Source organism: Citrobacter sp. CF971 (assembly GCF_006385635.1).
In the GTDB taxonomy this organism is placed as follows: domain Bacteria; phylum Pseudomonadota; class Gammaproteobacteria; order Enterobacterales; family Enterobacteriaceae; genus Citrobacter; species Citrobacter freundii.
On record NZ_CP041051.1, the window covers coordinates 955,401 to 974,445 of the forward strand.

Consider the following 19,045-nt stretch of genomic DNA (forward strand, 5'->3'; position numbering starts at 1 on the left):
CGCTAACGCTTATCCGGCCTACAATGGAAAAACGTGTAGGCCCGGTAAGCGTTAGCGCCACCGGGCAGTGCAACGGTTTAGTTCGTATCAGCAGGCGGGATGCCAAAATCTGGCATGCCGTTTTCGTCCCAACGCACGAGCTTCAGACGAGTGTGGCGGTTTGGGTCGTACAGCGGATCGCCCTCGATTTCGGTGTAATTTCTCGCGTGATACACCAGCACATCTTCACCTTCTGGCGTTTGCGTAAAGCTGTTGTGTCCCGGCCCAAACTGGCGGTTTTCATAGCTGGTGGTAAAGACCGGGCGCGGTGATTTGTGCCAGTTCTGCGGGTTGAGCGGATCTGCGTCTAAGTCAATCCACAATAATCCCATACAGTAGTTCTCATCGGTAGCGCTGGCGGAATAGCTGATAAACAACTTGTCGCCGTGAACCATGACGGCAGGACCTTCGTTGACCCAAAAACCCCGGCATTCCCAGTCATATTCAGGATGGCTTAGCATGACCGGCTCGCCTTTAATCGTCCATGGATTTTCCAGTTCTGCGAGATAGATATTGGAGTTTCCGGCGATATCGGGCGATTTCTGCGCCCATAGATACCACTGTTTTCCCTGATGGTTAAAGGTGGTGGCATCGAGCGCAAAGGTATCAAACTGCGTTTTAATCTGACCTTTCTCCGTCCACTTTCCGGTCAGCGGATCGGCGTCGGCACATTCGAGCGCAAACATGCGATGCTGGAACATCCCCAGCTTGTCGAGCGACTGTGTGTGGGTGGCGGCAAAATAGATGTACCACTTGCCTGCCAGATGATGGATTTCGGGCGCCCAGATGAGTTGGCTCATGGGGCCGCTTTCTGGCTTGCGCCAGATGATAACCGGGGCGGCGGTGCGCAACCCTTCCAGCGAGTCGGCCCGGCGTATCTCCAGCCGGTCATATTCAGGTACTGAAGCAATGAAATAGTAGTGGCTACCGTCACGTAAGATAAACGGATCGGCACGCTGTTCAATAAAGGGATTTGGCCACTGATTCATTAGGCTTTCCTTACGGTTTCAGTCGTTTTTATATCGTGGTATTCATTCAGTTCACGGTAGTTGGCGCGGCGCTTTTCTAAATCTGTCTGGATTTGCTGCATAAACTCGCGGTCAACTTTCAGCAGACGAACCACGCCAGCAGTAATCAGGTAGCCTGCGCTCGGTATGATGGTAAACAGCAGCATAATACCGTTAATGGCGGAGTCGCTTTGCGTTTTCGCCCCAGCGTCGTAGCCGTACCAGGAGAGCAGGAAGCCAACCATCGCTCCGGCAATCGCCAGGCCCAGTTTCAGGAAGAACAGGTTGCCGGAGAAGCTGATTCCGGTGATACGTTTACCGGTTTTCCACTCGCCGTAGTCATCGACATCCGCCATCAGCGACCAGTGCAGCGGGGATGGGATCTGATGCAGGATGTTGAGCAGGAAGTAGAGCACCATAATCATCATGGTGGCTTTCGGATCGAAGAAGTAAAACGCGGCGGAGAAAATCGCCAGGATGATATTGGTCCAGAAGAACACTTTCAGTTTGCACCAGCGATCGGTTAACACCTTCGCCAACATGCTGCCGATCATCATGCCTACAACGCCAAGGCTGATAAACAACGTCGCAAATTGTGTACTCTGCTGCATAACCCAGGTCACGTAGTACATGGTGGCAGCCATGCGAATAAAACCCGGACAGACGTTGCACAGGGTTAACAGCAGGATTTTTACCCACTGATCGTTCTTCCATACGTCTTTCAGATCGGCTTTTAAATCGTCATTGGTCTGGACAGCAGGGCGTACACGTTCACGGACGGTTGCAAAGCAAAACAGGAACATACACATGCCGATGAAGGCCAGTACCGCCATCGCCATTTGATACCCTTTGGCTTTGTCTTCCCCGCCGAACCAGTCGGCCATGGGGAGCAGGGTAAGGGAGAGCAGCAGAGTTGCAATTCCTACCAATACAAAGCGATATGACTGGCAGGCGACGCGTTCTTGCGGATCGTTGGTGATGACGCTGCCGAGAGAGCAATAGGGGATATTGATCGCCGTATAGGTAATTGAGAGCAGGAAATAGGTAACAAAGGCATAGATAACTTTGCTGTTATATGTCCACTCAGGGGTGGTAAACATCAGTACGCTGAATAATGCGTACGGGAAAGCCATCCACAAAAGCCATGGACGAAATCTACCATATTTGCTGCGGGTGCGGTCGGCCATTGCGCCCATTATAGGGTCGGTAACGGCATCGATAACGCGTACTGAGAGCAGTAACACGCCGACCAGTGCAGGCGCGAGTCCAAAAATGTCTGTGTAAAAATAGTTAACAAACAACATGATGGCGCCAAAGATGATGTTGCATCCGGCGTCGCCCATTCCATAGCCAATCTTTTCTTTCACCGTGAGCTTACTGGTTTCCATCAACTGCACTCCATGAATGAGATATGGAGAGAATTATTGTCTGGTACCGGTGTTTTTGCGTTGCAGGATAACGCCGCTGATATGGACTAAACAGTCGTGAGTGGGAAAGTGTGAGGCAGGTAACAACCCCCACCTGGCGCAGGTGGGGGAGGAAAAATTAATGTGCTTTAACCGTGCCGGCCGTTTTCTGTTTGAACAGGTAACCAATGCCAAGAATAGCAATCCATACCGGGATTAAGTACACCGAGATCGCCATGCCCGGCGTCATCAGCATAATCACCAGTACTGCAGCCATGAAAATCAGGCACACCCAGTTACCCAGCGGATAGAGCAGCGCCGGGAAGCGGGTGGTAACGCCCTGCTGCTGTTTGGCTTTGCGGAACTTCATGTGCGCAAGGCTAATCATTGCCCAGTTGATCACCAGTGCGGAAACTACCAGCGCCATCAACAGGCCAAAGGCAGATTCTGGCGCCAGGTAGTTGATCAGCACGCACAGAGCCGTCACCAGTGCGGAAACCAGAATGGTGTTCACCGGCACGCCGCGTTTGTCGACGTTCATCAGCGCTTTCGGCGCATTGCCCTGCTGTGCCAGACCGAACAGCATACGGCTGTTGCAGTACACACAGCTGTTATAGACAGAAAGGGCAGCAGTCAGCACCACGATGTTCAGGGCATTAGCAACAAACGTGTCGCCCAGCTCGTGGAAAATAAGGACAAACGGGCTGGTATCAGCCGTAACGCGCGTCCACGGCATCAGGGAAAGCAGAACCGCCAGCGAACCCACATAGAAAATCAGGATACGGTAGATAACCTGGTTGGTTGCTTTGGGAATGCTTTGTTCCGGGTTATCCGCTTCTGCTGCGGTGATCCCAACCAGCTCCAGTCCGCCGAAAGAGAACATGATAATCGCCATCATCATCACCAGACCGGTGAAGCCATGCGGCAGGAAGCCCCCCTGGTTCCACAAGTTGCTGACGCTGGCCTGCGGCCCGCCGTTGCCGCTGAACAGCAGCCAGCCGCCGAAGATGATCATCGCGACGACAGCAATGACTTTAATAATGGCGAACCAGAACTCCATCTCACCAAACACTTTCACGTTGGTCAGGTTAATGGCGTTGATAATCACGAAGAAGGCTGCAGCAGAGGCCCAGGTTGGGATCTCCGGGTACCAGAACTGGATATATTTACCGACTGCAGTCAGCTCAGCCATGGCAACCAGCACGTACAGTACCCAGTAGTTCCAGCCAGAGGCGAAACCTGCGAAACTGCCCCAGTATTTATAAGCAAAGTGGCTAAAGGAGCCTGCTACCGGCTCTTCAACCACCATTTCACCTAACTGACGCATAATCAAAAAGGCGATAAAGCCGGCAATAGCGTAACCCAGAATAATACCCGGTCCTGCAGACTGGATAACGGATGCGCTACCGAGGAATAACCCGGTACCAATCGCGCCACCCAGCGCGATTAGCTGTATATGGCGGTTCTTAAGACCGCGCTTGAGCTGATCGCCATGCTGTTGACTTTCCATCATGAAACCTCGTGTGTGGTTTTACTCTTCATATTTCGAGTACTTATTTTTTGAACTACGCAGCAATGCGTGTGTAAGTTTGCAATTCCGTTTGTTGTATTAATTTGTTTACAGATGCTTTTGATAAAATGTTGCCTTAATACTTTTGTCTTGATCAGAATAATGATATGCGAGCGCGAATGCACCTGCTTTATGCGGGGAAGATGAAGAGTTGAATAAAAAGAAACCATTTGTAAATGCGAGTTTATCTACCACAAAATTTCCATTTTGAATTTCTATTCATTAATAGTGATTTAAGTATCGATAAATAAGCAGGTGAATCGGTTCAGATGAGATAATTTTTCGTTTCAATTCCGTTAAAACTACCTCGAGGTGGGTAAATTTAACATTTGTGCATAGTTACATGTTTGAAACGTTATTTCTGTAATGTTGTTAAAATATGCCTCCTTTACTGATTTCAATCAAAACCTGTATGGACAGAAGGTGAATACTTTGTTACTTTAGCGTCAAGAACATGAAATTGGTAAGACCAATTGACTCCGGGCAAATGGCTTAAGACAGGAAATCATGGCCTACAGCAAAATCCGCCAACCAAAACTCTCCGATGTGATTGAGCAGCAGCTGGAGTTTTTAATTCTTGAGGGGACACTTCGCCCCGGAGAAAAACTCCCACCGGAACGCGAGCTGGCAAAACAGTTCGACGTCTCCCGCCCCTCCTTACGCGAGGCGATCCAACGCCTTGAAGCGAAGGGGTTACTGCTTCGTCGTCAGGGCGGTGGCACTTTTGTTCAGAGCAGCCTGTGGCAGAGCTTTAGCGACCCACTGGTAGAGCTGCTCTCCGACCATCCTGAATCCCAGTTTGACCTGCTTGAGACGCGCCATGCGCTGGAAGGTATTGCAGCTTATTACGCTGCACTGCGCAGCACGGATGAAGACAAAACGCGTATCCGTGAACTCCACCATGCGATCGAGCTTGCTCAACAGTCCGGCGATCTTGACGGTGAATCTGATGCGGTACTCCAGTATCAAATTGCTGTCACCGAAGCGGCACATAATGTGGTGCTGCTCCATTTGCTAAGGTGTATGGAGCCGATGCTGGCCCAGAACGTTCGGCAAAACTTCGAATTGCTGTATGCGCGTCGTGAAATGCTGCCACTGGTTAGCAGTCACCGTACCCGTATTTTTGAAGCAATTATTGCCGGGAAGCCGGAAGAGGCGCGTGAAGCGTCCCACCGTCACCTGGCGTTTATCGAAGAGATTCTGCTGGACAGAAGCCGTGAGGAAAGCCGTCGTGAACGCGCCTTACGCCGTCTGGAGCAACGAAAGAATTAGTGATTTTTCTGGCAGAACGTTAACCAGAAGATGTTGTAAATCAAGCGCCATATAAAGTGCGCGGCAACTAAACGCAGAACCTGTCTTATTACGCTCTCTGGCGAGAACGTAATGGGACAGGTTCCAGATAACTCAACGTATTAGATAGATAAGGAATACCCCCATGTCAGAACGTTTCCCAAATGACGTGGATCCGATCGAAACTCGCGACTGGCTACAGGCGATCGAATCGGTCATCCGTGAAGAAGGTGTTGAGCGTGCTCAGTATCTGATCGACCAACTGCTTTCAGAAGCCCGCAAAGGCGGCGTGAAAGTAGCGGCAGGTGCAGGGGCCAGCAATTATGTAAACACTATTGCCGTTGAAGATGAACCGGAATACCCGGGCAATCTGGAGCTGGAACGTCGTATTCGTTCTGCTATCCGTTGGAACGCCATCATGACCGTACTGCGCGCGTCTAAAAAGGACCTCGAGCTGGGTGGCCACATGGCATCCTTCCAGTCCTCCGCAACGGTATATGATGTTTGCTTCAACCACTTCTTCCGTGCACGCAACGAGCAAGATGGCGGCGATCTGGTGTACTTCCAGGGCCACATCTCTCCGGGCATCTACGCACGCGCATTCCTGGAAGGTCGTCTGACTGAAGAGCAGATGAACAACTTCCGTCAGGAAGTACATGGCAAAGGCCTGTCTTCCTACCCGCACCCGAAACTGATGCCAGAATTCTGGCAGTTCCCGACCGTATCTATGGGTCTGGGCCCAATCGGTGCTATCTACCAGGCTAAATTCCTGAAATATCTGGAACACCGTGGTCTGAAAGATACCTCTAAACAAACCGTTTACGCCTTCCTGGGCGACGGCGAGATGGATGAGCCAGAATCAAAAGGTGCGATCACCATCGCGACCCGTGAAAAACTGGACAACCTGGTCTTTGTGATCAACTGTAACCTGCAGCGTCTTGACGGCCCGGTAACCGGTAACGGCAAGATTGTTAACGAACTGGAAGGCATCTTCGCGGGTGCTGGCTGGAACGTTATCAAAGTCATGTGGGGCGGTCGTTGGGATGAGCTGCTGCGTAAAGACACCAGCGGTAAACTGATCCAGCTGATGAACGAAACCGTTGACGGCGACTACCAGACCTTCAAATCCAAAGATGGCGCATACGTACGTGAGCACTTCTTCGGTAAATACCCGGAAACCGCAGCACTGGTTGCTGACTGGACTGATGAGCAGATTTGGTCTCTGAACCGCGGTGGTCACGATCCGAAGAAAGTTTACGCTGCCCTGAAAAAAGCGCAGGAAACCAAAGGCAGAGCAACTGTAATCCTGGCCCATACCATTAAAGGTTACGGCATGGGTGACACCGCTGAAGGTAAAAACATCGCTCACCAGGTTAAGAAAATGAACATGGACGGCGTGCGTTATATCCGCGACCGTTTCAACGTTCCTGTGACCGATGAGCAGGTTGAAAACCTGTCTTACATCACCTTCCCGGAAGGTTCTGAAGAGCACACTTATCTGCACGCTCAGCGTCAGAAACTGCATGGCTACCTGCCAGCTCGTCAGCCGAACTTCACTGAGAAGCTGGAACTGCCGGCTCTGGAAGACTTCGGTGCGCTGCTGGAAGAGCAGAACAAAGAAATCTCCACCACTATCGCTTTCGTTCGTGCCCTGAACGTGATGCTGAAGAACAAGTCGATCAAAGATCGTCTGGTTCCGATCATCGCTGATGAAGCACGTACTTTCGGTATGGAAGGTCTGTTCCGTCAGATCGGTATCTACAGCCCGAACGGTCAGCAGTACACTCCGCAGGACCGTGAGCAGGTTGCTTACTATAAAGAAGACGAGAAAGGTCAGATCCTGCAGGAAGGTATCAACGAACTGGGTGCTGGCGCATCCTGGCTGGCTGCTGCGACCTCTTACAGCACCAACGATCTGCCGATGATTCCGTTCTACATCTACTACTCCATGTTCGGGTTCCAGCGTATCGGTGACCTGTGCTGGCAGGCAGGCGACCAACAGGCTCGTGGCTTCCTGATTGGTGGTACTTCCGGTCGTACGACGCTGAACGGTGAAGGTCTGCAGCACGAAGATGGTCACAGCCATATTCAGTCTCTGACTATCCCGAACTGTATCTCTTACGATCCGTCTTACGCGTACGAAGTTGCGGTCATCATGCACGATGGTCTGGAGCGTATGTACGGTGAGAAACAAGAGAACGTTTACTACTACATCACCACGCTGAACGAAAACTACCACATGCCGGCAATGCCAGCAGGTGCCGAGGAAGGTATCCGTAAAGGTATCTACAAACTCGAAACCCTCGAAGGTAAGAAAGGTAAAGTTCAGCTGCTGGGCTCCGGTTCTATCCTGCGTCACGTCCGTGAAGCAGCACAGATCCTGGCGAACGACTACGGTGTAGGTTCTGACGTTTACAGCGTAACCTCCTTCACTGAACTGGCGCGTGATGGCCAGGATTGTGAGCGCTGGAACATGCTGCACCCGATGGAAACTCCGCGCGTTCCGTACATCGCTCAGGTGATGAACGACGCTCCGGCAGTAGCATCTACTGACTATATGAAACTGTTTGCCGAACAGGTTCGTACTTATGTACCGGCTGATGATTATCGCGTACTGGGTACTGACGGTTTCGGTCGCTCTGACAGCCGTGAAAACCTGCGTCACCACTTCGAAGTTGATGCTTCCTACGTGGTTGTAGCGGCCCTGGGCGAACTGGCTAAACGTGGCGAAATCGATAAGAAAGTGGTTGCAGACGCAATCACCAAATTCAACATCGATGCAGATAAAGTTAACCCGCGTCTGGCGTAAGAGGTAAAAGAATAATGGCTATCGAAATCAATGTACCGGACATCGGGGCTGATGAAGTTGAAATCACCGAGATCCTGGTCAAAGTGGGCGACAAAGTTGAAGCTGAACAGTCGCTGATCACCGTAGAAGGCGACAAAGCCTCTATGGAAGTTCCGTCTCCTCAGGCTGGTATCGTTAAAGAGATTAAAGTCTCTGTTGGCGATAAAACTGAGACCGGCAAACTGATCATGATTTTCGATTCCGCCGACGGTGCAGCAGCAGCTGCACCTGCTCCGGCAGAAGAGAAGAAAGAAGCGGCTCCGGCAGCAGCACCTGCTGCTGCGGCGGCGAAAGACGTACACGTACCGGACATCGGCGGCGACGAAGTTGAAGTTACCGAGATCATGGTTAAAGTGGGCGACACCGTTGCGGCTGAACAGTCTCTGATCACCGTTGAAGGTGACAAAGCGTCAATGGAAGTTCCGGCACCGTTCGCAGGTACCGTTAAAGAGATCAAAATCAACACCGGCGACAAAGTGTCTACCGGTTCCCTGATTATGGTCTTCGAAGTAGCGGGCGCAGCGCCTGCTGCAGCACCGGCTCAGGCGGCTGCTCCAGCAGCAGCAGCGGCTCCGGCTGCTTCCGGCTCGAAAGAAGTTAACGTACCGGATATCGGCGGTGACGAAGTCGAAGTCACTGAAGTGATGGTTAAAGTGGGCGATAAAATTGCCGCTGAGCAGTCACTGATCACCGTTGAAGGCGATAAAGCGTCAATGGAAGTTCCGGCACCGTTCGCGGGCACCGTGAAAGAAATCAAAATCAGCACCGGTGACAAAGTTAAAACCGGTTCTCTGATTATGGTCTTCGAAGTCGAAGGCGCAGCACCTGCAGCCGCTCCAGCACAAGCTGCAGCTCCGGCTCCGGCCGCAGCACCAGCGCCTGCGCAAGCCGCAGCTCCGGCCGCGAAAGCGGAAGGCAAATCTGAGTTTGCTGAAAACGACGCTTACGTTCATGCAACACCGCTGATTCGTCGCCTGGCGCGCGAATTCGGTGTGAACCTGGCGAAAGTGAAAGGTTCTGGCCGTAAAGGTCGTATCCTGCGTGAAGACGTTCAGGCTTACGTGAAAGACGCTATCAAGCGTGCTGAAGCGGCTCCGGCTGCAGCAGCAGGCGGCGGTATCCCGGGCATGCTGCCTTGGCCGAAAGTGGACTTCAGCAAGTTTGGTGAAATCGAAGAAGTGGAACTGGGCCGTATCCAGAAAATCTCTGGTGCTAACCTGAGCCGTAACTGGGTGATGATCCCGCACGTTACTCACTTCGATAAGACCGATATCACCGATCTGGAAGCGTTCCGTAAACAGCAGAACGCCGAAGCTGAAAAACGTAAACTGGACGTGAAATTCACCCCAGTAGTCTTCATCATGAAAGCCGTTGCCGCAGCTCTGGAACAGATGCCGCGCTTCAACAGCTCCCTGTCTGAAGACGGTCAGCGCCTGACCCTGAAGAAATACATCAACATCGGTGTAGCGGTTGATACTCCGAATGGTCTGGTTGTTCCGGTCTTCAAAGACGTGAACAAGAAGAGCATTACCGAGCTGTCTCGTGAACTGACCGTGATCTCCAAGAAAGCGCGTGATGGCAAGCTGACTGCTGGCGAAATGCAGGGCGGTTGCTTCACCATCTCCAGCATCGGTGGCCTGGGTACTACCCACTTCGCGCCGATTGTGAACGCGCCGGAAGTGGCTATCCTCGGTGTCTCCAAGTCCTCTATGGAGCCAGTGTGGAACGGTAAAGAGTTTATGCCGCGTCTGATGATGCCGATTTCGCTCTCCTTCGACCACCGTGTAATTGACGGTGCGGATGGTGCGCGCTTTATCACCATCATCAACAACATGCTGTCTGACATTCGCCGCCTGGTGATGTAAGCGAAAAAGCCGGCCCGACGGCCGGCTTTTTTCTGGTAATCTCATGAAGTCAGTGAGGTTATTGTGCGAAAGACAAATCGGTTGCCGTTTGTTGTTTCAAAATTGTTAACAATTTTGTAAAATACGGGCGGATAGAACGACCCGGTGGACGACGGGTATAAATTAAGAGGTCATGATGAGCACTGAAATCAAAACTCAGGTCGTGGTACTTGGGGCAGGCCCTGCAGGTTACTCTGCTGCCTTCCGTTGCGCAGATTTAGGTCTGGAGACCGTCATCGTAGAACGTTACAGCACCCTCGGTGGTGTTTGTCTGAACGTCGGCTGTATCCCTTCTAAAGCGCTGCTGCACGTAGCAAAAGTTATCGAAGAAGCCAAAGCGCTGGCTGAACACGGTATCGTTTTTGGCGAGCCGAAAACCGATATCGACAAGATTCGTACCTGGAAAGAAAAAGTTATCACTCAACTGACTGGCGGTCTGGCTGGTATGGCCAAAGGCCGTAAAGTGAAAGTGGTTAACGGTCTGGGTAAATTTACCGGGGCGAACACCCTGGAAGTTGAAGGCGAAAACGGCAAAACCGTAATCAACTTCGACAACGCGATCATCGCGGCGGGTTCCCGTCCGATCGAACTGCCGTTCATTCCGCACGAAGATCCGCGCGTGTGGGACTCCACTGACGCGCTGGAACTGAAAACTGTTCCTAAGCGCCTGCTGGTTATGGGCGGCGGTATTATCGGTCTGGAAATGGGTACCGTGTACCATGCACTGGGTTCAGAGATCGACGTGGTTGAAATGTTCGACCAGGTTATCCCAGCTGCCGACAAAGACGTGGTTAAAGTTTTCACCAAGCGCATCAGCAAGAAATTCAACCTGATGCTGGAAACCAAAGTGACCGCCGTTGAAGCGAAAGAAGACGGTATCTACGTTTCCATGGAAGGCAAAAAAGCCCCTGCCGAAGCTCAGCGTTACGATGCTGTGCTGGTAGCTATCGGTCGTGTACCGAACGGTAAAAACCTCGACGCGGGCAAAGCTGGCGTTGAAGTTGATGACCGTGGCTTCATCCGCGTTGACAAACAGTTGCGCACCAACGTGCCGCACATCTTTGCTATCGGCGATATCGTCGGTCAGCCGATGCTGGCGCACAAAGGTGTTCACGAAGGTCACGTTGCCGCTGAAGTTATCGCCGGTAAGAAACACTACTTCGATCCGAAAGTTATTCCATCCATCGCGTACACTGAACCAGAAGTTGCATGGGTTGGCCTGACTGAGAAAGAAGCGAAAGAAAAAGGCATCAGCTACGAAACCGCCACCTTCCCGTGGGCTGCTTCTGGCCGTGCTATCGCTTCTGACTGCGCAGACGGTATGACCAAACTGATTTTCGACAAAGAATCTCACCGTGTGATCGGTGGTGCGATTGTCGGTACCAACGGCGGCGAGCTGCTGGGTGAAATTGGTCTGGCGATCGAAATGGGCTGTGACGCTGAAGACATCGCGCTGACCATCCACGCTCACCCGACTCTGCACGAGTCCGTTGGTCTGGCAGCTGAAGTGTTCGAAGGTAGCATCACCGACCTGCCGAACCCGAAAGCGAAGAAAAAGTAATCTTCCCGCTTTTGTGAAAACGCCTCTTCGGAGGCGTTTTTTTTCCCGAAAGCTACCAGTTCTGGTAGTCATCTTATTGATATCTCCACTAAAAAAAATTGCGCAACTGCCGATACTTTTTTCGCCATTGTGTGGCTACTGGCCGCGCGGTTAAGAGGCTCTGGACTCTCTATTACACGAAAAAAGGAAAATACATGTCTTTAAAAAAAATCGCGGTTGTTGGCATGATTGTCGCGACAATGACACTGACCGGTTGTGGCGCGATGACCACTGCCGTTAAAAAACGTAACCTTGAAGTGAAAACGCAGATGAGTGAAACCATCTGGCTGGAGCCTTCCAGCGAGAAGACCGTCTACATTCAGGTAAAAAATACCTCTGACAAAGACATGAGTAACCTGCAAACTCTGCTGGCAAATGACCTGTCCGCGAAAGGTTATAAAGTGACCAGCTCACCAGACAGCGCTTATTACTGGGTACAGGCGAACGTATTGAAAGCGGACAAAATGGATCTGCGTGAAGCTCAGGGCTTCCTGAAAACGGGTTATGAAGGAGCCGCGATGGGCGCAGCGTTGGGTGCGGGGATTACCGCCTATAATAGCAACTCCTCTGGTGCGGCGCTGGGTGTTGGTATCGCGGCGGGGTTGATCGGCATGGCTGCGGATGCGATGGTGGAAGACGTAAACTACACCATGGTCACTGACCTGCAGATCTCTGAACGCAGCAAAGCGAAAGTGACAACGGATAACGTTGCGGCGTTGCGTCAAGGGACATCCGGTATCAAGTTGCAAACCAGCAGCGCGCAAGGCGATCGTGCAAAATATCAGACTCGCGTCGTGTCTAATGCTAACAAAGTGAATCTGAAGTTCGAAGAAGCGAAGCCGGTTCTGGAAGCTCAGTTGGCGAAATCTGTCGCTAACATCCTGTAATTTGCTGTGGGTTGCCGGGGGGCGGCTACGCCTTACCCGGCCAACTAATCTTTCGAATTGGTATCAGGGCGCTACGGGCTGCCAGGTTTTATCCGGATGGAATGTGGTTAACGCCTGTGCTTTTTGCTGAGAATCAACGCCGAGATCGGCCTGATAGACTTTATCATCACCGTTAATCATAAAACTCATCACGCCGGTGTGATCATAGCTAACAGGCCAGGCCACCATGGCAAAACCGCTGGTTTTGTCGGGAAGGATACGAAAATGATAGCCGTGATAGCCCGTGCCAGGTTCCTGTGGACTAAAGGCCGGGCCGAGCGGGCTTGGCGCTTCGCCGGGTGAAACAGGCCAGTACAGACCATCTTTTTTCCCTTCAGAACTGACAATCTTTTGCGCGTATTTCTGGTTCATCGCAAAATAGCTCTGCTGGGCATCTACATAAGCGTGTAACGCCTCGATAGCCGCGAGTTCGTTTCGTCCAATCTCACGGGTCAGGATCTCTTCGGCCGCTTCCTTGATATCAAATTGCCAGCCTGAAGCGTTTTTGACGACCGGGATTGGCAATTGCCAGTCGCTATCCCCGACCACCAGATGCGCGGTATTGCCGTCGACAACGGTATTATGGCGAACCTTCCAGTCGCGCAGGAAACGATCAACCGCATCAGGATCGACGCCTTCTGGCGGTAGAAAATCACGCCAGTTTTCCCCGAGCAGGTTGCTCATTGCACTTTCATTTTGCTCACTAATCGCGTTTGCCAGCGCATCGGTCGCCTGGTCTGGTGTGCTGAAGGATTGTTGTGCCATCGCGGCAGCCGAAACCATGAACAACACCATTCCACTGAGTAGTTTATTTTTCATGTCGGCTCCCTTAACGATGACGGAATTCACGGTGTTCAGCACACCCGCCAGAAGGCTGGCGCGATGGCTGATTACGGGCGACCTGCCGGCTCTGTGCCCCTCGCTGTTGCTGCGCCTGCCAGTTGGCGGAGCGACTGTCGTTCCCGCTCAGCGCATTGGCGCGTGGCTGGCTGGTCCGTTGTTGAAGATTGCGCTGTTGCACATTGCGTTGCTGCGCCGGTTGCGTGACCCGTTTCTCCTGTCGCAGGGCGACTGCCTGACGATTTTCACGTTGCTGTATGCTTGTCCGTTTCGCGGTTTGCGGTTTGGTATCGTAACCACGGTAGTTATTACGTTGGGAAATTTGCTTCAGCTGTTGGCTGGATGCCTGACGCTGGGCGTCTTTCGTGCCCGTACGCGCCGTCTGCGGGAATGTTTTTCCCGTTGATTTTTCCATTTGGCTCATCGCAGCCTGGCGTTGGCTATCACGGTTGACCGGTCTTTGCTGGGTTGAACTTAAACCTGTAGCCGTGTTAGTGGAGTGGAAGCGGTTATTGAGCTGGTTATTTGGGTATGGCACACCCTCACGATAGGCCGGGTTGTGCTGCCAGGTACGGTTGGCGTCTGTCAGTCGTTGTCCACTGATTTTATTAAAGTTATCAACGTTAATATTGATGTTGTTATCACCATTACGGTTATAGCCGCCATGGTTATCCCAGTCATCATTATGATGGTGATCGTCGTCGTCATCCCAGTCGATGTTGCTGAAGATGGCATAGGTTGTGGCAACACCGAGGCTGAAGCCTAAACCATTAACGAAGCTGTTACCAAACTGCTCACCGGGCGTTGGCGGCAGATAGGTTGGCGGATAGGCGGTGTTCGGCCAGGTACCGTAAACCGTATTCGGGTTATAGGTAGGAACGTACACCACCTGCGGATCGGCGGATTCAATTTTGATTACCGTTGGAGCCGGTGGGGCCGTCGATTGAACTGTTACTCCTTCTTGAGTTTGGGTACGAGGAGGAGGCACATTTTTCACACTCGTAGTGACTGTCTGCTGCGGTGTCGATTGCAACGCACCGGTCTGTTGCGCCAGTGCACGCAGGCGTTGAACGGAATCCATAACATCTTTTGGCTGCGCAAGGAAAGCATCGCCCAGACTTTGTACCCACGGCGGATTTTCACCCATCAGCGACATCAACTGGGGAAAGGCGACCAGCGATTTCACGCTGGGATCCCAGGGCTGGCTGGCAACGGCCTGAATGGCGGCATCGCCCTGCATTTTGGGATTGTCTTTTGACCACTGTGCGGCCTGGATGACGTTAGCCGGATAGGTTGAGGCCATCAAAATTTGCGACAGCAGCGAGTCTGGATAGAGTGCGATAGGTGCAACCCACTGATCGATTTGTGCTGCCGAGTAGGTTGGTGCCACGACGGGCGCTGTTTGGTCGGCCGGGGCAGGGGCCGCTATTGGCGCTGGAGCCGGTGCTGACGGTTGCTGTGCAACGGGGGCCGGAGCCGCAGGCTCCGTAGCACGACTTTTAACGAACATCACGCCTGAGGCGGCAAACAGCCCGACACTGCACAAAAGGACAAGCAGATGTGGCTTAAGGGGCAACTTCATAAAATGACTCCAACGAGACAAGCGCTGTGCCGTGAGGCGTTCCTGTTGCCGCGAGTATTATTCACCCGTGTTAGACAGTTTTGACTTTTATTGGGGATTCACCCGGTAGGTCCGGAAAAAGAGTGTGAGGATTTATTACACAATTATATCTGATGGCTGAAAAGTCGCTGGAAAATTCAGCATCTCGCGCTTGAAAATCAACTGTTTCAGGGTGGTTTTAGGTAGCCTGAATTGCGTTCCTCCTTGCCGCTACACCATTCTTAACGATTCAGCCAATTTTTTATGTTGCTTTTTTGTAAACGGATTAACACTTAATGAAAATCCTGTTATTGTGCCTTATGCGGTACCGGGCATTTACCCTACTAACTACTGTCTCACAGGAGCGTGAAGAGAATCGCCCATCTACAAAAGCGCCGCATTATGACAATGAGAGCGAGGAGATATCGTCGTGCTAGAAGAATACCGTAAGCACGTAGCTGAGCGTGCTGCCCAGGGGATTGTGCCAAAACCTTTAGACGCAACCCAAATGGCCGCACTTGTCGAGCTGCTGAAGACCCCGCCTGTGGGCGAAGAAGAATTCCTGTTAGACCTGTTGATCAACCGTGTTCCTCCTGGCGTAGATGAAGCCGCTTATGTTAAAGCTGGTTTTCTCGCTGCCGTCGCGAAAGGCGACACCACCTCCCCGCTGGTTACCCCAGAAAAAGCCATTGAACTGCTGGGCACCATGCAGGGTGGTTACAACATTCATCCGCTGATCGACGCGCTGGATGACGCCAAACTGGCACCGATTGCCGCCAAAGCGCTCTCTTCAACGCTGCTGATGTTCGATAACTTCTACGATGTGGAAGAAAAAGCCAAAGCGGGCAACGAATATGCGAAGCAGGTAATGCAATCCTGGGCCGATGCCGAATGGTTCCTGAACCGTCCGGCTCTGGCTGAAAAAATCACCGTTACCGTCTTTAAAGTTACCGGTGAAACCAACACCGATGACCTCTCTCCGGCACCGGACGCATGGTCCCGCCCAGATATCCCGCTGCACGCGCTGGCGATGCTGAAAAACGCCCGTGAAGGTATCGAACCGGATCAGCCGGGCGTAGTTGGCCCGATCAAACAGATCGAAGAATTGCAGAAAAAAGGTTACCCGCTTGCTTATGTGGGTGATGTTGTCGGTACCGGTTCTTCGCGTAAATCCGCGACCAACTCCGTGCTGTGGTTCATGGGTGACGACATTCCTCATGTGCCGAACAAGCGCGGCGGCGGCCTGTGCCTCGGCGGCAAAATTGCACCTATCTTCTTCAACACCATGGAAGATGCGGGCGCACTGCCGATTGAAGTGGACGTGTCGAACATGAACATGGGTGACGTGATTGACGTTTACCCGTTCAAAGGCGAAGTACGCAACCACGAAACAGGCGAACTGCTGGCCAGCTTTGAGCTGAAAACCGAAGTCCTGATCGACGAAGTACGTGCCGGTGGTCGTATTCCGCTGATCATCGGTCGTGGCCTGACCACCAAAGCGCGCGAAGCGCTGGGTCTGCCGCACTCAGACGTCTTCCGTCAGGCGAAAGACGTGGCGGAAAGCAGCCGTGGCTTCTCCCTGGCACAGAAAATGGTTGGCCGCGCCTGCGGCGTGAAAGGTATCCGTCCGGGCGCGTACTGCGAACCGAAGATGACCTCCGTGGGATCTCAGGATACCACCGGTCCAATGACCCGTGACGAACTGAAAGACCTGGCATGCCTGGGCTTCTCAGCTGACCTGGTGATGCAGTCCTTCTGTCACACTGCCGCCTATCCGAAGCCGGTTGACGTGACCACGCACCACACGCTGCCAGACTTCATCATGAACCGTGGTGGTGTTTCCCTGCGTCCGGGCGATGGTGTTATCCACTCCTGGCTGAACCGTATGCTGCTGCCGGATACCGTAGGTACCGGTGGTGACTCCCATACCCGTTTCCCTATTGGGATCTCCTTCCCGGCAGGTTCTGGCCTGGTGGCGTTTGCTGCAGCGACCGGCGTGATGCCGCTGGATATGCCGGAATCGGTACTGGTGCGCTTCAAGGGTAAAATGCAGCCGGGTATCACTCTGCGTGACCTGGTTCACGCCATTCCGTTGTACGCGATCAAACAGGGTCTGCTGACCGTTGAGAAGAAAGGTAAGAAGAACATCTTCTCTGGCCGCATCCTTGAAATCGAAGGTCTGCCGGATCTCAAAGTGGAGCAGGCGTTCGAACTGACCGATGCTTCCGCAGAGCGTTCTGCTGCGGGCTGTACCATCAAGCTGAACAAAGAGCCGATCATTGAGTATCTGAACTCTAACATCGTTCTGCTGAAGTGGATGATCGCGGAAGGCTACGGCGACCGTCGTACGATGGAACGTCGTGTGCAGGGCATGGAAAAATGGCTGGCGGATCCGCAGTTGCTGGAAGCCGACGCTGACGCAGAATACGCGGCGGTGATCGACATTGACCTGGCTGACATCAAAGAACCAATCCTGTGTGCACCGAACGATCCGGACGACGCGCGTCTGCTGTCTGACGTACAGGGTGAGAAGATCGACGAAGTGTTCATCGGCTCCTGCATGACTAACATCGGCCACTTCCGTGCCGCAGGTAAGCTGCTGGATGCGCACAAAGGCCAACTGCCGACACGTCTGTGGGTGGCTCCGCCAACCCGTATGGATGCGGCACAGCTGACCGAAGAAGGTTATTACAGCGTGTTCGGTAAGAGCGGTGCGCGTATCGAAATTCCAGGCTGCTCTCTGTGCATGGGTAACCAGGCGCGTGTCGCTGACGGCGCAACGGTGGTCTCGACCTCTACTCGTAACTTCCCGAACCGTTTAGGTACCGGGGCAAACGTCTACCTAGCTTCTGCGGAGCTGGCGGCGGTTGCGGCGCTGATCGGCAAACTGCCGACGGCGGAAGAGTACCAGACCTATGTGGCGCAGGTGGATAAAACTGCCGTGGATACTTACCGTTATCTGAACTTCGACCAGCTGTCTCAGTATACGGAGAAAGCCGATGGTGTGATTTTCCAGACCGCGGTGTAATGCGCTAACGCGTTTTGTGTAAAAACACATCAATGCCCGGAGAAGTCTGCTTCTCCGGGCATTTTTATTTCTATTCCTTATACCCACTACGCTTTTTTTCTGCCGCGCTGCTGCGATAATTACAGCAAGGCGCGATGCGGTATTGGCGCATTGCCGGGAGTAGAGGAAGACATTATGGATTACGAATTTCTGCGCGATATTACCGGGGTGGTAAAAGTGCGTATGTCCATGGGCCACGAGGTGGTGGGGCACTGGTTTAATGAAGAAGTGAAAGAAAACCTGGCCTTACTTGATGAAGTGGAACAGGCGGCGCGTGCGGTTAAGGGCAGTGAGCGCTCCTGGCAGCGAGCAGGGCATGAATACACGCTCTGGCTGGATGGCGAAGAAGTGATGGTTCGCGCTAATCAGTTGGAGTTCTCTGGAGATGAGATGGAAGAGGGGATGAGCTATTACGACGAAGAAAGTTTTTCGCTTTGTGGTGTAGAGGACTTTCTTCAGGTTGTGGCGGCATACCGCGAATTTGTGCAACAGCGTTAATTCATGCGGAGCCAGCGGGCTCCGCTATGTCTGTTACTTCACGTAGGCCAACAGGCTCAGAGAATCACGCGCCAGTGCTTTGCATTTCTTTGCCGTGGGGATGCCGATACCGCTGAGATCGCGGTAGCTGTCTTCACCCAGCGCTTTCATATTGAAGGTATCGTAATTACTCAGGTCCCACTGGTTTTGCTGGGCAAAAAAGACCAGTGCGCGGCGGATCTGCCCATTAGGCAAATTCTGGTATCCACAGTCATTTTTCAGAAAAACAAAAACTGCCGTTAAATCGGCCATATCTTCGGCTTCGGACTCGCTAAGCGCGTAGCTGTTTGCGCATACGGCCATCAGGCTACCGAACAAAACTGTTCTGAAAAACGTATTCATTGCTTCTACCACTGCATCACGGAATTTAAACGTTAGCATACTGCGAGCGAAGCGACGACCTTTATTATT

Annotated in this window: 13 protein-coding genes; 7 read left to right on the forward strand and 6 right to left on the reverse strand. The window is 52.5% G+C overall.

The genetic code is table 11. The features are described 5' to 3' along the window. Positions 1 to 77: 77 nt before the first annotated feature. The 3 genes from E6P06_RS08025 to aroP form a co-directional block, all read right to left on the reverse strand. The gene (locus tag E6P06_RS08025) at positions 78 to 1,028 is read right to left on the reverse strand and encodes a family 43 glycosylhydrolase (protein WP_016149559.1); all 951 of its coding nucleotides are present in this window, start codon (positions 1,026 to 1,028) and stop codon (positions 78 to 80) included. Next, entirely contained in the window at positions 1,028 to 2,434 is a 1,407-nt protein-coding gene (locus E6P06_RS08030) for a glycoside-pentoside-hexuronide (GPH):cation symporter (protein WP_139935098.1), read from the reverse strand. The genes E6P06_RS08025 and E6P06_RS08030 overlap by 1 nt, the downstream gene beginning before the upstream one ends. A 157-nt stretch (positions 2,435 to 2,591) precedes the next feature. Beyond that, on the reverse strand, positions 2,592 to 3,965 hold the full coding sequence (aroP, locus tag E6P06_RS08035; protein ID WP_085951556.1) for an aromatic amino acid transporter AroP: 1,374 nt from the start codon (positions 3,963 to 3,965) through the stop codon (positions 2,592 to 2,594). Positions 3,966 to 4,529: 564 nt separating this feature from the next. On the opposite strand from aroP, the gene pdhR reads away from it, so the two are divergent. The 5 genes from pdhR to traT all read left to right on the forward strand — a co-directional run bounded on the left by pdhR (position 4,530) and on the right by traT (position 12,551). Then, positions 4,530 to 5,294 (forward strand): pyruvate dehydrogenase complex transcriptional repressor PdhR, encoded by a 765-nt coding sequence (gene pdhR / locus E6P06_RS08040; protein ID WP_003018699.1) that lies wholly within the window; start codon positions 4,530 to 4,532, stop codon positions 5,292 to 5,294. Between the two features lie 163 nt (positions 5,295 to 5,457). Next, positions 5,458 to 8,121: a pyruvate dehydrogenase (acetyl-transferring), homodimeric type gene (gene aceE, locus E6P06_RS08045; RefSeq protein WP_003845758.1), complete on the forward strand. Its 2,664-nt coding sequence runs from the start codon at positions 5,458 to 5,460 to the stop codon at positions 8,119 to 8,121. Between the two features lie 14 nt (positions 8,122 to 8,135). Further along, positions 8,136 to 10,025: a pyruvate dehydrogenase complex dihydrolipoyllysine-residue acetyltransferase gene (gene aceF / locus E6P06_RS08050; protein ID WP_003018689.1), complete on the forward strand. Its 1,890-nt coding sequence runs from the start codon at positions 8,136 to 8,138 to the stop codon at positions 10,023 to 10,025. A 175-nt stretch (positions 10,026 to 10,200) separates the two neighbouring features. Further along, positions 10,201 to 11,625: a dihydrolipoyl dehydrogenase gene (gene lpdA / locus E6P06_RS08055; protein ID WP_003018686.1), complete on the forward strand. Its 1,425-nt coding sequence runs from the start codon at positions 10,201 to 10,203 to the stop codon at positions 11,623 to 11,625. 194 nt (positions 11,626 to 11,819) lie between these two features. After that, the gene (traT, locus tag E6P06_RS08060) at positions 11,820 to 12,551 is read left to right on the forward strand and encodes a complement resistance protein TraT (RefSeq protein WP_003837465.1); all 732 of its coding nucleotides are present in this window, start codon (positions 11,820 to 11,822) and stop codon (positions 12,549 to 12,551) included. Between the two features lie 63 nt (positions 12,552 to 12,614). Here the strand turns inward: traT and E6P06_RS08065 are convergent, their stop codons facing one another. Together E6P06_RS08065 and E6P06_RS08070 are read right to left on the reverse strand one after the other, a co-directional pair. Beyond that, complete coding sequence (locus E6P06_RS08065; protein ID WP_016149562.1) at positions 12,615 to 13,409, reverse strand: DUF2950 family protein; 795 nt, start codon at positions 13,407 to 13,409, stop codon at positions 12,615 to 12,617. Between the two features lie 10 nt (positions 13,410 to 13,419). Further along, complete coding sequence (locus E6P06_RS08070; RefSeq protein ID WP_139935099.1) at positions 13,420 to 15,012, reverse strand: DUF3300 domain-containing protein; 1,593 nt, start codon at positions 15,010 to 15,012, stop codon at positions 13,420 to 13,422. A gap of 448 nt (positions 15,013 to 15,460) precedes the next feature. Between E6P06_RS08070 and acnB the strand changes: the two genes are divergently transcribed. Next, positions 15,461 to 18,058, forward strand: a complete 2,598-nt coding sequence (gene acnB / locus E6P06_RS08075) for a bifunctional aconitate hydratase 2/2-methylisocitrate dehydratase (RefSeq protein ID WP_139935100.1) — start codon at positions 15,461 to 15,463, stop codon at positions 18,056 to 18,058. A 174-nt stretch (positions 18,059 to 18,232) separates the two neighbouring features. Beyond that, positions 18,233 to 18,595, forward strand: a complete 363-nt coding sequence (gene yacL, locus E6P06_RS08080) for a protein YacL (RefSeq protein ID WP_003018670.1) — start codon at positions 18,233 to 18,235, stop codon at positions 18,593 to 18,595. Positions 18,596 to 18,628: 33 nt separating this feature from the next. Here yacL and E6P06_RS08085 read toward each other — a convergent pair whose 3' ends face one another. Next, positions 18,629 to 18,976, reverse strand: coding sequence for a YacC family pilotin-like protein (locus tag E6P06_RS08085; protein WP_139935101.1), 348 nt, complete (start codon positions 18,974 to 18,976; stop codon positions 18,629 to 18,631). Positions 18,977 to 19,045: the final 69 nt, after the last annotated feature.

Excerpts from the sequence above, each read along its gene's own strand:
- pdhR (WP_003018699.1), top strand. The coding sequence starts at position 4,530 with ATGGCCTACAGCAAAATCCGCCAACCAAAACTCTCCGATGTGATTGAG.
- aceE (WP_003845758.1), top strand. The coding sequence starts at position 5,458 with ATGTCAGAACGTTTCCCAAATGACGTGGATCCGATCGAAACTCGCGAC.
- lpdA (WP_003018686.1), top strand. The coding sequence starts at position 10,201 with ATGAGCACTGAAATCAAAACTCAGGTCGTGGTACTTGGGGCAGGCCCT.
- aroP (WP_085951556.1), bottom strand. The coding sequence starts at position 3,965 with ATGATGGAAAGTCAACAGCATGGCGATCAGCTCAAGCGCGGTCTTAAG.
- traT (WP_003837465.1), top strand. The coding sequence starts at position 11,820 with ATGTCTTTAAAAAAAATCGCGGTTGTTGGCATGATTGTCGCGACAATG.
- E6P06_RS08070 (WP_139935099.1), bottom strand. The coding sequence starts at position 15,012 with ATGAAGTTGCCCCTTAAGCCACATCTGCTTGTCCTTTTGTGCAGTGTC.
- E6P06_RS08030 (WP_139935098.1), bottom strand. The coding sequence starts at position 2,434 with ATGGAAACCAGTAAGCTCACGGTGAAAGAAAAGATTGGCTATGGAATG.
- E6P06_RS08065 (WP_016149562.1), bottom strand. The coding sequence starts at position 13,409 with ATGAAAAATAAACTACTCAGTGGAATGGTGTTGTTCATGGTTTCGGCT.
- yacL (WP_003018670.1), top strand. The coding sequence starts at position 18,233 with ATGGATTACGAATTTCTGCGCGATATTACCGGGGTGGTAAAAGTGCGT.
- E6P06_RS08025 (WP_016149559.1), bottom strand. The coding sequence starts at position 1,028 with ATGAATCAGTGGCCAAATCCCTTTATTGAACAGCGTGCCGATCCGTTT.
- E6P06_RS08085 (WP_139935101.1), bottom strand. The coding sequence starts at position 18,976 with ATGAATACGTTTTTCAGAACAGTTTTGTTCGGTAGCCTGATGGCCGTA.
- aceF (WP_003018689.1), top strand. The coding sequence starts at position 8,136 with ATGGCTATCGAAATCAATGTACCGGACATCGGGGCTGATGAAGTTGAA.